This is a genomic window from Kitasatospora sp. NPDC057965 (assembly GCF_042887135.1).
In the GTDB taxonomy this organism is placed as follows: Bacteria; Actinomycetota; Actinomycetes; order Streptomycetales; family Streptomycetaceae; genus Kitasatospora.
Window position 1 is genome coordinate 202,730 of the sequence record NZ_JBHVPZ010000011.1, and the last position, 13,309, is coordinate 216,038.

The window sequence follows — 13,309 nt, forward strand, 5'->3', positions numbered from 1 at the left end:
CGGGAGCTGACCCGAACCGGACCCATGCTGGCCTGAACCACCTTGAGGCGTCCCACAGATGACGGAACATCAGCCCCGAGGCGAACGCGCGGCCCACGGCCGGGCCCGAGGCCGCCCGCAGCGGACCGGCAGCGCCCTGGCCCACGCGGTCCGCACCCTCCGGCTCAAGATCGTGTCCAGCATTCGCGTCCGGCATACTGGTCGCGACCAGGGCATTCACGCCCGCGCGGAGGCACGCCCCCACCCGAACGGAGGGCGGCTCCGGAGCGACGGCGGCGCGGCAGACTCTGGAGAGGGGACAGCTGTGGAGGACTGGCGCGCGTCCGGCGCACTCGGCACCGCGGAGCCGCTGATCGGCCGGGACGACGACCTGCGCCTGGTCCGCAACCGGCTGCGGATCGGGGCCGGCGGCGGTGCGCTGCTGCTGGCCGGGGAGGCCGGAGTCGGAAAGAGCGCCGTCCTGGACACGCTGGCCTCCTCCGCGCGGGCGAACGGCGTCCGGGTGCTCAGGGCGGCGGGTGTGGAGTTCGAGGCCGACTGCGGCTACTCCGGCCTGAACCAGATCCTCTTCCCGTTCCTGGGGGCCCTGGACCACCTCGACACCACGCTGCGCGACGCCCTGCGGGTGGCGCTCGGCTTCGACGGCGGCCGGGCGCCGGAGCAGCTGCTCGTCTCCAACGCCGTGCTGCGGCTGCTGCAGACGGTGGCCGGCGGGAAGCCGCTGCTGGTGGTCGTCGACGACCTCCCGTGGGTCGACCACGCCAGTACGGCGGTGCTCGGCTTCGTCGCCCGGCGGGTGGCCGGACTGGGCGTCAGCTTCGTGGCGGCGGCCCGCACCGGCGAGCCGCGCCCCAAGGGGGCCGACGCGCTCCCCGGCTACGACCTCCCGCCGCTCGACGACGAGTCGGCGGCGCGGCTGCTCGGCAACAGGTTCCCCGGCCTCGCCCGCGGCGCGCGCCGGCGGCTGCTGGCCGAGGCGGGCGGCAATCCGCTGGCGCTCCTGGAGCTGCCGGCCGCCCTGCGGCCCGCCGCCGCCGACTCCCCCGCCGTCCTGCCGCTCAGCAGCCGGCTGGAGACGCTGTTCGGCTCACGGGTCACCGGTCTGCCCGCCGCCGCCCGGCGGCTGCTCCTGCTGGCGGCCCTCGAAGGGACCGGTGACCTGGGCGTGCTGCAGGCGGCGGCCCGCCGCGTCGGGAGCGGGTCCGGCCTGGAGGACCTCGCGCCGGTCGAGCGCGAGCGGCTGGTGGAGATCGAGGAGGGCGGGCAGCGGCTGAGGTTCCGGCACCCGCTGATCCGCTCCGCCGTGGTGGCCCAGGCGCTGAGCAGCGAGCGGCGCGCCGCGCACACGGCGCTCGCCCACGCGCTCGCCGACCGGCCCGAGCGGCGCGCCTGGCACCTGGGCGAGGCCACGGTGGAGCCGGACGAGGAGGTCGCGGCGTTGCTGGAGCACGCCGCGGGCCTGACCCTGCGCCGCGGGGACGCCGCCGGAGCGATGCGCACACTGATCCGCTCGGCGTCCCTCTCCCCCGCGGGCCCGAACCGCAGCCGCCGCCTCGCCGAGGCCGCCTACCTGGGCGCCGAGTCCACCGGGGCCCTGTCCAGTGCCCGCAAGCTCCTGGACGACGCCCGCCGGGCCGCCCCCGAGGCGTCGCTGCACTCCGCCACCGCGTCCGCGATGCTCATGCTGAACGGCGACGGCGACGTGGCGGCCGCCCACCGGCTGCTGACCGGCGCCATCGAGTCCGCGGCCGGGGCGCACGGCTACCGGGCCGACGACAAGGCGCTGGTCGACGCGCTGCACGTGCTGGCGGTGGTCTGCTTCTTCGGTGCCCGGCACGACCTGTGGCAGTTCTACTACCGGGCCGTCGGACGCCTCACCCCGCAGCCGCCGGCCGTGCTGGCCGTACTGGGACTGACCTTCTCCGATCCGGCCCGCACCGGGGCGGCGGCGCACGGGCAGCTCGACGCGCTCATGGCGTCGCTGTCCGGCGAGCCCGACCCGGTGCGGATCACCCGGGTCGGCACCGGCGCCCTCTACCTCGACCGTCTCGGCGAGGTCCGCGACGCGGCCTGGCAGGTGGTGCGGGCGGGGCGTGACGGCGGCCCGGCGCGACGGTACATCTCCTCCCTCATCCACCTCTGCCTGGACGACTACCTCACGGGGCGCTGGGACGAGGCCGTCGAGCTCGCCGACGAGGGGCTGGGGGCCTGCGAGGACCACGAGTACAGTGCCTTCGCCTGGTACTTCCTCTACATCCGTGCCATCGTCCTCGGCGCCCGCGGGCACGCGGAGGAGAGCCTGGCGACGGCCGGGCGGATCATCGGCTGGGCCGCGTCGCACGGCGCGCCCTGCGCCGCGCACTACGCCCACCACGCCGCGGCCGTCGCGGCCCTGGGCCGCGGGGACTACGCGCTCGCCCACGAGCACGCCGGCGCCGTCAGCCCCGCAGGCACCCTCGCCTCGCACGCCCCGCACGCCCTGTGGGTGGCCGCCCACCTGGTCGAGGCGGCCGTCCGCGGCAACCGGCGCGAGGAGGCCGCCGCGCACGTGCGGGCGATGCGCGAGGCCGGCCTCGCCGCCGTCTCCTCCCGGTACGCCATGCTGACGGAGGCGTCCGCCGCGCTGTGCGCCGAGGACGACGAGGAGGCGCTGCGGCTGTTCGCGCTGGCGCTCGGCACCCCGGGCGGCCAGCGGTGGCGCTTCGACCACGCCCGCGTCCAACTCGCCTACGGCGAGCGGCTGCGCCGGGCCCGGGCGACCGCCGCGTCGCGGGCCCCGCTGCGCGCCGCGCTGGCGGCCTTCGAGGAACTGGGCGCCCGGCCCTGGGCCGAGCGGGCGGTGAAGGAGCTGCGGGCGACCGGCTGGGGCAGGCGCCGCCCGGACGCCGCGCACGGCAGCGTACTGAGCGCCCAGGAACGGGAGATCGCCGATCTCGCCGCCACCGGCCTGACCAACAAGCAGATCGCCGAACGCCTCTTCGTCTCCCACCGCACGGTCGGCGCCCACCTCTACCAGATCTACCCGAAGCTCGGCATCACCTCCCGCGCCATGCTGCGCGACGCCCTCAACGCGCTGCCCGAGGACCCCGCCGTTCCCTGACCGGCGGACGTCGCGCACGGTCGCCGGCGAGGGCGCCGAGGACGCCAGGTAAAAGTGGCAGTACTGCCAAATGGCAGAACTGCAAACACTGGGCGACGGAATGCCGAAGGCCCGCGCAAGGCCTTGAGAACGCCCGGGGAGCCGTGGTTCGGTTCCGGTCATGACGTGTCCGAGCGACCGTCATCGCAGGTGGGCGGCATCGCGTGCACGCTCCACGACTCCTCCGAAAGGCCCCCGATGAGCTCGTCCCGGCCCAACATCCTGTGGACCGTCAGCGAAGACTGCCCGCCCCGCTTCGGCTGCTACGGCGACCCGCTCGCCACCACCCCCCACCTCGACGCCCTCGCCGAGCGGGGCACGCTGTTCACCAACGCCAACAGCCCCGCCCCGGTGTGCGCGCCCTCGCGCTTCGCCCTGCTGACCGGCGTCGCCCCGGAGAGCCACGGCCCCGCCCACCACCAGCGCGCCCGGGCGACCGTCCCCGACTGGATGACCACGTACCCGGAACTCCTGCGCGACCTCGGCTACTACTGCACCAACAACGTCAAGACCGACTACAACAGCGACACCGACCCGCAGGCCGTCTGGGCCGAGTCCTCCCGCACCGCGCACTGGCGCAACCGGCCCGACGGCGCCCCGTTCCTCGCGGTGTTCAACTACGACCCGACGCACGAGAGCGCCGTCTTCGGCCGCGACGAGTTCACCGTCGACCCCGCCGCCGTCCGGCTGCCCGCCTACCTGCCCGACACCCCCGAGATCCGCGGCGACTTCGCGCACTACTACCGCCACATCGCCGGGATGGACGCGTTCGTCGGGCAGCTCCTCGCCGAACTGGAGGAGGACGGCGAACTCGACAACACCATCGTCATCCACACCTCCGACCACGGCGGCGTCAACCCCCGCTCGAAGCGCTGGTGTTACGACGAGGGCCTGCACGTCCCGCTGATCGTCGCCGCCCCCGCCCGCCACGCGCACCGCTTCCCGGCCCCCGGCTCCCGGGTCGACGCCGCCGTGTCCACGCTCGGCATCCCGCCCACCCTGGTCGAACTCGCCGGCGGCACGGTGCCCGCGCACATGCGGGGCGAGAGCCTCGCCCGCACCTCCTTCGACACCGCCGGCGCGCTCGCCTTCTCCATGCGCAACCGGATGGACGAGCGCCCGGACATGATCCGCAGCGTCCGCGACGCCCGCTACCGGTACATCCGCAACTACGCGCCCCACCGCCCCTACGGAACGCACCAGGCCTTCGCCTGGCTCGCCGCCGGCTACCAGTCCTGGGAGACCGAGCACCTCGCCGGACGCCTCAACGACGTCCAGGACGCCTTCTGGCACGAGAAGCCGGGCGTGGAACTGTACGACTGCGCCACCGACCCGGACCAGATCCACAACCTCGCCGGCGACCCGGCGCACGCCGAGGTCGAGCAGCGGCTCGACGAGGCGCTGCGCGCCCACCTGCTCGACGTCCACGACAACGGCTTCCTGGGCGAGGACTCCCCCGCCGAGGGCTACCAGGCCTCCCGCGAACCCGGCGCCTACCCCCTCGCCCGCATCCTCGACCTCGCCGACGCCGTGGGCCGGCGCGACCCCGCCCTGATCCCCCGGTTCACCACCGCGCTCTCCGACCCGGACGCCACCGTGCGCCGCTGGGGCGCCATCGGCCTGCTGGCCCTGACCGCCGGCATCCCGACCGCCGAGGCCACCGAGGCCCTGCGCGCGACGGCCGCCGACGACACCGATCCGTACGTGCGCATCGCGTGCGCGGAAGCACTCGGCAAGCACACCGGCGACCCGGCGGGCGCCGCCCTCCTGGCCGCCCTCGTAGCGCCCGGCCACCCGGAGAGCGTCAGGGTCGAAGCCCTCAACTCCCTCACCGCGCTCGGCCCGACGGCGGCGGCCCCGCACCGCGACGTGGTGGCCGCGGCGGCCGAGGAGCCCCTGGAGTACGTCGGCAACGCCGCCCGCTACCTGCGGCTGCGCATCGACGGCACCTACACGCCCCGAACCGTGGTGCTCGACATCGAAGGCCTGCTCGCCCGCGCCGCCGCGGCCGGACGCAACCGCCCCTGACGACCGGACGGGACGGCGGCGCACCGGGTGGTGACCCCGCCCGGCGCGCCGCCGCGGCCGTGGCCGCGAACGATGGAACCGACAATTCCCCTTCCACCGGGCCGCTGATTCCCACTATAAATGGAGGAGAGGAATCCAGATCTCGGGCCACTGTCGGGCAATTCCGCCGACCCGGGAGATTTCCGGCTCTTCGACCTATGGGCGACAAGGGCGCCCGAGAGGCCAAATTCCCACAGCTGGTACGACAAGGGCCAAGATTTGACCGGAATATGAGTCGCATGCGATTCATCGTTATTCGATCGAAACCCTTAAAGATTCCTGAGAACTCCAAAGGCATGAAAGGTTCTCTGCCGAGCCAGAAGGCTTGCACCGTCTTGGCACTCTCTCGACGAGGATCTGATGTCACGACGTTCCACGGTCTCGCCCACTGCGGCGGGCGGGACCCTCTCCATGTCCATGCGCTGGAAACGCGCCATGTCGGCGGCGGTGACGCTGGGTCTGCTGGTCCAGACCGGTGTGGCCGTCGAGGCGGTGACCGCCTCCTCCGCCTTCGCGGCACCGGCCCCGGAAACACCGCAGGCCAATGCGGTGGCCGGCACGACCGCCGAAGCGCCCGACGAGGCCTCGGCCCTGCTGTCGGCCCGCCTTCAGGGTCGCCGTGTCGAAGTGGTGAGCGCGCGAACCGAGTCGACCACCCTTTGGGCGAACCCGGAGGGCACGCTCACCTCCGATCGCTCCACCGGACCGGTCCGGATGAAGTCCGGCGGCTCCTGGGTCGCGGTGGACACCACCCTGGCCCCGACGCCGACGGGCAAGGTGGCGCCGAAGGCCCACCCCGGCGCCCTCGTGCTCGAAGGCGGCGATCCCGCCGTCACGGTGGGCGACAGCCTGCCGGGTACCGACGGCGCGCCGGCCCCCGGGGATTCCCCCGCCTCGACCACCACCACGCTCCAGGAGCGCGAACTCGCCAGCTACGGCTCCGGCGACCAGAAGGTGGGCTTCGGCTGGCTGGGCAGGCTGCCCAAACCGAAGCTGGAGGGCAACAAGGCGACGTACGTCGACGCCCGGCCGGGCGTCGACCTCGTGGTCAAGGCGACCCGGACCGGCTTCGAGCAGTTCCTGATCGTCAAGAACCGCTCCGCCGTCGCCCAGGCCAGCACGATGACGATCCCGATCGACACCACCGGCCTCAACGTCGCGGCGCAGCAGGACGGTTCGATCCAGCTGCTGGACAAGACGAGCGGCAGGCTCGTCGTGAAGATCCCCTCGCCGGTGATGTGGGACGCAGCGGTGGACCCGGCCTCGCAGGAGCACCTGAACCGCGCGCCGGTGACGATGCAGCTGCGCGGCCAGGGCGCGGACACCGAGCTGGTGTTCACCCCGGACGCGGCGTTCCTGGCCAACACCAGCACCCAGTACCCGGTCACCATCGACCCGGTGGTGGGCACCGTCACCACCACGTACGACACCTACGTCCAGAACAACGAGAACTGGGACGCCTCCGGCTCCGAGGACCTCAAACTGGGCAGCTACAACGGCAGTGTCAAGGCGCGCTCGTACCTCACGATCCCGGGCGGCCAGTTCAACGGCAAGCAGATCATCGACGCCAAGCTGCACCTGTTCAACTACCACTCCTCCTACTGCACCCCGAAGCAGTGGGAGGTCTGGAACGCGGGCGGCGCGGCCTGGTGGACCCGGTGGGGCAACGAGCCCCAGTGGGGCCAGATGTGGACCCGGACGTACGAGACCTACGACGTCGACGGCGGTGACAGCCACCAGTGCACCGCGCCGGACGGCTCCGCCTGGACGAACACCGACGTCACGGACATGATCCGGTACTTCGCGCAGCACAACTCCGCCGACTACGGCCTGCTGCTGAAGGCGACGGACGAGAACAGCAGCCTCTCCTGGAAGCGGTTCGGCTCCGCCGAGAGCGACGTCCCGCCGTACATCTCGATCACCTACAACGCGGTGCCGTCGGCGCCGTCCGGCATCGAGGTGCTGCCCTCGCAGCCGGGTGAGCCGCGGTACACCAACTCCGCGACGCCGCGCTTCCAGGTCCGCGCGGACGACCCCGACGACGGCACGGTCGGCGTGAACGTCGACCTGTGGCGCAACGGCAGCTTCGTCAACAGCATCTACCGGCAGGTCCCGGCCAACACCTACCTCCAGGTGGGCCCGGCCGACCTCGGTGTGGCGAAGCTGGACGAGGGCGTCCCGTACTCGGTGTGGACCAAGGTCTCCGACGCCAACTCGTCCTCCGGCTGGTCCGGCACGAGCTTCGTCGTCGACACCACCGCCCCCGGCACGCCGACCGTCACCTCCGCCGACTACCCGTCCGACGGGACGTGGCACGGCGCGGCCAACCAGGCCGGTTCGTTCACCTTCACCCCGCCCGCGGGGACGAACGACCTGGCCGCGTACGTCTACACCCTGGACGGCACCACGCCGGTGACGGTCAACGCCACGGCGGGCCTGACCACCTCGATCACCCCGGCCACCGACGGCCGGCGGGTGCTCAAGGTTCAGGCCAAGGACCGTGCGGGCAACCTCTCGCAGGCGGCCGAGTACGTGTTCCAGGTGGGCCAGGCCGGCATCAGCTCGCCGGTGAACGGCACCCAGGCGGCCAAGCGCGTCAAGCTGTCCGTCGACGCCCAGGCCCAGTACAAGCGGGTGGTCTACGAGTACCGCCGCGGCCCCGGCGCCACCGAGTACACGGTGCCCCGCGTCAACCTGACCAAGGCCGACAACACCCCGGTCACCGAGGACAAGCCGCTGCTGGCGGACCTCGGCCCGCACGCCAACTGGAACGTCCTGGACACCCTCGGCAACGTCGGCGGTGTCGTGCAGGTGCGCGCCAAGCTGTTCCCGCAGGACGGCTCCGGCAACGGCTACACCACCGTCTGGAACACCCTGACCGTGGACCGCAACGCGGACGGCGCCGCGAGCGCCGACGCGGGCCCGGGATCCGTGAACCTGCTCACCGGTGACTACAGCACCAGCGCCACCGACACCAGCGCGTTCGGCATGTCTGTCACCCGTACCTCCTCTTCGCGGGGCACGGACCGCGGCTGGCAGCCGCAGGGTGAGCGCCTGACCACCAACCAGCGCCAGATCGGCACCGACACGGCCGGCTTCACCGCCGGCCCGGCGGACATCAGCCGCTCGACCGCCCGCGGTCACGACAGCTCCACCGACTCGCTGCTGGTCAAGCCCAACGGCAACCAGAGCTCCTACGTCGAGATCGGCACGGGATACAACCTCGGCCAGGGCATGAAGCCGGGCCGGACCTACCGGCTCACCGGTTGGATCTACGTGCCGGGCGCGACCGGCCTGAACCCCGACCGCGCCGACATCGGCCTGCGTCTCGTCGGCGTCCACCGGACGCCGGCCGGCTACACGGACGTGCCGTCGCCGAAGGCGTCGTTCACGGACGGCTGGCAGCAGCTGAGTGTCGACATGACCGTCCCCAAGGACGCCACCGAGGCCTGGTTCCGGCTGATCAACGGCTTCTCCGCACCGGGCAAGGAGGTCTACTTCGACGACCTGTCGCTGAAGGAGATCGTCGCGCCGTTCGGTCCGCAGTGGGCCGGCGGCCCCGACGCGGGCGCCGGCTCCGACTTCCGCTCGCTGTCGTTCCCGCAGTCCGACCTGGTCGAGATCAAGGGCAACGACGACGGCACGCTGACCTTCGCCAAGGGCTCCGACGGCACCTTCTTCCCGGAGCCGGGCGCGGAGTCGCTGACGCTCAAGGCCGTCGCGGCCACCTCCGGCGCGCTGCTGCTGAACAGCAGCGGCCAGTGCCTGGAGGTCCCGAACGGCGCGGCGGGCAACGGCGCCCACCTCCAGGCCACCACCTGCACCGGTGGCGCCAACCAGCAGTGGACCCGCGGCGACGACCAGACGCTGCGGCTGCTCGGCTACTGCCTGGACAACCCCTGGGGCCAGGTCGACAACGGCACCCAGCTGGTGCTGTGGGGCTGCAACGGCGGGGACAACCAGAAGTGGGACGTCCGCACCGACGGCCAGATCATCAGCCTCCACTCCGGCAAGTGCCTGGACACCGACCACGGCGCCTCGGTCTGGGTGTGCTGGGCCGGCCCCAACCAGGTCTGGGACGTGCAGACCAACGCCACCACCTACGAGCTGACCGAGCTGGACGGGACCAAGACCGTCTTCGCCCGCCAGGCCGGCTCGAACAGCTACCAGGTGGTGAGTGAGATCGGTCCGGGCGCCCCCTCGGCGACCCGCTACCTGTACGACACCACCGACGGCCGCTCGCTCGTCAAGCGCGTCATCCCGCCGGTCGAGGCCGGGGTGGATGACGCCAACAAGTGCTCGGTGGAGCCGCTGCCGCGCGGCTGCGAGGTCATGGAGTACGAGTACGCCAAGTCGACCACGGCGACCGCGACTTCTCCCGGTGACTACCTGGACCGCGTCAAGGCGGTCAAGGTCTGGTCGTGGAACCCGGCGACGTCGAAGGAGGAGGCCGTCGAGGTCGCGCACTACGCGTACGACGACAAGGGCCGCCTCGCCGAGACCTGGGACCCGCGCCTGACCCAGCCGCTGAAGACCACCTACGGCTACGACGACGCGGGCCGGGTCACCCGGGCCACGCCGGCGGGTCAGCTGCCGTGGAACTTCGACTTCGGCAAGGCCGCCGCCGACCAGGACCCGGGGCGCCTGCTCAAGGTCCGCCGCCAGGCCCTGACCCAGGGCTCGAAGAACCAGGTCAACGGCGAGACCGCCGTCAACGTCGTCTACGACGTACCGCTGACCAGCGGCACGGCCGGCGGTCCGTACGACCTGTCCGGCGCGGAGGTGGCGAAGTGGGCCCAGCTGGACGCCCCGACCGACGCCACCGCCGTCTTCGGGCCGGAGGACGACCCGGGCACCAACACGGCGACCGCCGTGAAGCCGGGCAAGGACGGCTACAAGCCGGCCACCGTGCACTACCTCAACGCCAACGGCCAGGAGGTCAACACCGCCACCCCGTCCGTGACTCCGGGCGGTGACATCGACACCAAGGAGTACGACCGCTACGGTCATGTGGTGCGATCCCTGGAGGCCACCAACCGCGCGATCGCGCTCGGCACCCACCCGGACACCGGCCGGTACGCGGCCGAGCTGAACCTCCCGACGGACTCCGCCGCCCGGGCCCGGCTGCTGGACTCGCGCACCGTCTACACCGCCGACGGCCAGGATGTCGCGGAGACGCTCGGCCCGGTCTACCGCGCCTCGCTGACCGAGCAGGTCAACGGCCAGAGCACCCCGGTCACCTCGACCTGGGAGGCCGAGAAGCTGCCACAGCTCGGCGCCACCGCCCCGGTGCGGGTGGTCAACGACAACGGCGCGCTGACCTGGTCCGGCGGAGCTCAGCTCAGCCTGGCCGGCACGCAGGCGGGCGCCTACGACGTCATGCGCGTCAGCGTGCCGGAGGAGGGCGAGTACGTGCTCTCCGGCCAGCTGACCCGCTTCAACGACCACGGCGTCATCCAGTTCGCGATCGACGGCCAGAACGTCGGCCAGCCGATCGACACCTTCGACGCCAACCCGGCCGGCTCGACGGCCCCCTACACGGCCGGCCAGTCCGTCCGGCTGACCCGTGGTGACCACGAGCTCAAGGTCACCGTCACCGGCACCAACGCGGGCACCCAGGGCGACCGCTACCACGCGGGCCTGGACACCATCACGCTGACCAAGAGCACCGTCAACCCGACGCTCGCCGCCGGGGCGCCGGTGGTGGTCCGCGACCACAACACCAACACCTACGACGAGCAGAAGCCCGACGGCCAGGCTTACCACCTGGTCACCACGGCCACCGACGGCGCCCGGATCGACGGCTACGCCGCGGACGCGGAGGTGCGGGTCACCCAGAACGGCTACGGTACGCCGCTCGGCGGGACGTCCGGCTGGACGTTGAAGAAGCCGACCACGGTGACCACCGACGCGCTTGGCGCCAAGCTCACCACCACGACCCGCTACGACGCGCAGGGCCGCACCGAGGAGGTCCGGGTCCCGGGCTCCGACACGGCGGACGCCTCGACGGTCAAGTCGGTCTACTACACGGCGGGTGCGAACGCCGCCAACGCGGCCTGCGCCAACCGCCCGGAGTGGGCCGGCCAGCCGTGCGTCACCGCACCGGGTGCCGCGATCACCGGCGGCGACGCGGCGCGGATGCCGACCACGCTGCCGGTCAAGCAGGTCACCCGGTACTCGCGCACTGGCCGTCCCGAGGAGGTCGTGGAGACCAACGCGGGCAAGACCCGCAAGAGCACCACCACCTACGACGCCGTCGACCGCACCGTCTCCACCGAGGTCACCGGCGACGAGGGCCAGGCCGTGCCCAAGGCCGTCACCGCCTACGACCCGGCGACGGGCGAGGCCGTGTCGACCACGGCGGGCGGCAAGTCGATCACCACCGTCAAGGACGTCCTCGGCCGCACGATCGCGTACACCGACGCGGACGGCGCGACCACCACGACGGAGTACGACAAGTTCGGCAAGCCGGTGAAGGTCACCGACCCGACGGGCAGCGCCAGTTTCACGTACGACCGGGCCAAGGAGCCGCGCGGTCTGCTCACCTCGGTGAACGACAGCAAGGCCGGTGAGTTCACGGCCAAGTACAGCCCGGACGGCCAGCTCGTCGAGCAGACCTACCCCGGCGGCATCGTCCGCAAGGACACCCTGAACGCCTCCGGCAAGGCCGTCGCCCGCACCTACGCCCGCACCTCCGACGGCAAGGTCGTCTGGGCGCAGAACGAGGAGCTCTCCACCCAGGGGCAGGTGACCAAGGACAGCAGCACCAACGGCATCAAGTCCTACGCCTACGACCGCCTCGGCCGGCTGATCAAGGCGGAGCAGTCCACGGCCGCCGCCGGCTGCACCACCCGCACCTACACCTACGACGTCCACTACAACCGCACCGCGAAGAGCACCACCGGCCCGGCCGCCGACGGCACCTGCACCACCACCGGTGCCACCACGGTGAACTCCACCTACGACAGCGCGGACCGGATCACCACCGCGGGCTACACCTACGACGCCTTCGGCCGCACGCTCACCACGCCGAGCGGCACGGCCCTCGGCTACCGCGTCAACGACCTGGTCGCCAGCCAGGAGACCGCGACCACCAAGCAGACCTGGACCCTCGACCCCGCCGGCCGCCTCAACGGCAGCACCACCGCCACCAAGCAGCCCGACGGCACCTGGTCCACCACCGCCACCCGCCTGAACCACTACAGCGGAACCAGCGACAACCCGCAGTGGACCGTCGAGTACGCTGCCGGCGCCTGGACCCGCAACGTCCCCGGCGCCGACGGCGACCTCGCCGCCACCGCCACCAACACGGGAGCGATCAAACTCCAACTCACCAACCTCTTCGGCTCGGTGGTGCTCGTCACGGACACCGCCCTCACCACCCCCGTCCTCCTCGACGCCGACGAGTACGGCACCCCGGCCACCGCCCAGGCAGCCACCCGCTACGGCTGGCTCGGCGCCAAGCAACGCTCCGCCGAAGCCCAGGACGGCATCGTCCTCATGGGCGTCCGCCTCTACAACCCCGCCACCGGCCGCTTCCTCTCCGTGGACCCCGTCCCCGGCGGCAGCGCCAGCGCCTACGACTACGCCTACGGCGACCCGATCAACCAGTACGACCTCGACGGCCGCATCTGCCTGTTCGGGTACCGGAAGGGTGGTGGTTGCACCGGAGGGCGGACCGTCAACACGATCAAGGCGAAGGCTTCAAACACCTGGAACAGCAGCACCTCCGCGGTGAGTGGCTTCTGGGAGAGGAACCAGAGGACCATCGTCCACCGTGCTGTCAGCATCGGGGTCGGAGTCGCCGCCAGCGTCGCAGGCGTGGCCATGTGCGCTGGAACGGTTGGCGTCGGATGTGTCGTCATCGCCAGTGTTGGGGTCGGGATGCTCCTGGGCACACCCTCGCACCTTGTGGCCGACAAGGCGATGGGCTACCAAACCACGGGTTCGGAGGCAGCCAAGTACCTTGTCGGCTCCGCAGGAGGAGGCGCGTTCGCGGGATCGATCCGAGGTACATTCGGAGTCGGCATGTTCGGCCTGGGAATCAGGCTGATCACGACCCGAAGGTTCCTCTGATCGCGTAGTTATTTGAAGCACGCTCGG

3 protein-coding genes are annotated in these 13,309 nt (G+C 72.0%); all 3 read left to right on the top strand.

What is annotated here, in order from left to right:
• Positions 1-304: 304 nt before the first annotated feature.
• Positions 305-3,100, top strand: a complete 2,796-nt coding sequence (locus ACFVVU_RS16845; protein ID WP_387790569.1) for an AAA family ATPase — start codon at positions 305-307, stop codon at positions 3,098-3,100.
• Positions 3,101-3,337: 237 nt separating this feature from the next.
• Positions 3,338-5,167: a sulfatase-like hydrolase/transferase gene (locus tag ACFVVU_RS16850; protein WP_387790571.1), complete on the top strand. Its 1,830-nt coding sequence runs from the start codon at positions 3,338-3,340 to the stop codon at positions 5,165-5,167.
• A 456-nt stretch (positions 5,168-5,623) separates the two neighbouring features.
• Positions 5,624-13,282, top strand: a complete 7,659-nt coding sequence (locus tag ACFVVU_RS16855) for a ricin-type beta-trefoil lectin domain protein (RefSeq protein WP_387790572.1) — start codon at positions 5,624-5,626, stop codon at positions 13,280-13,282.
• Positions 13,283-13,309 lie beyond the last annotated feature (27 nt).

Bases quoted from the DNA above. Each gene is read 5' to 3' on its own strand.
- ACFVVU_RS16855 (WP_387790572.1), top strand. From the start codon at position 5,624: ATGCGCTGGAAACGCGCCATGTCGGCGGCGGTGACGCTGGGTCTGCTG.
- ACFVVU_RS16850 (WP_387790571.1), top strand. From the start codon at position 3,338: ATGAGCTCGTCCCGGCCCAACATCCTGTGGACCGTCAGCGAAGACTGC.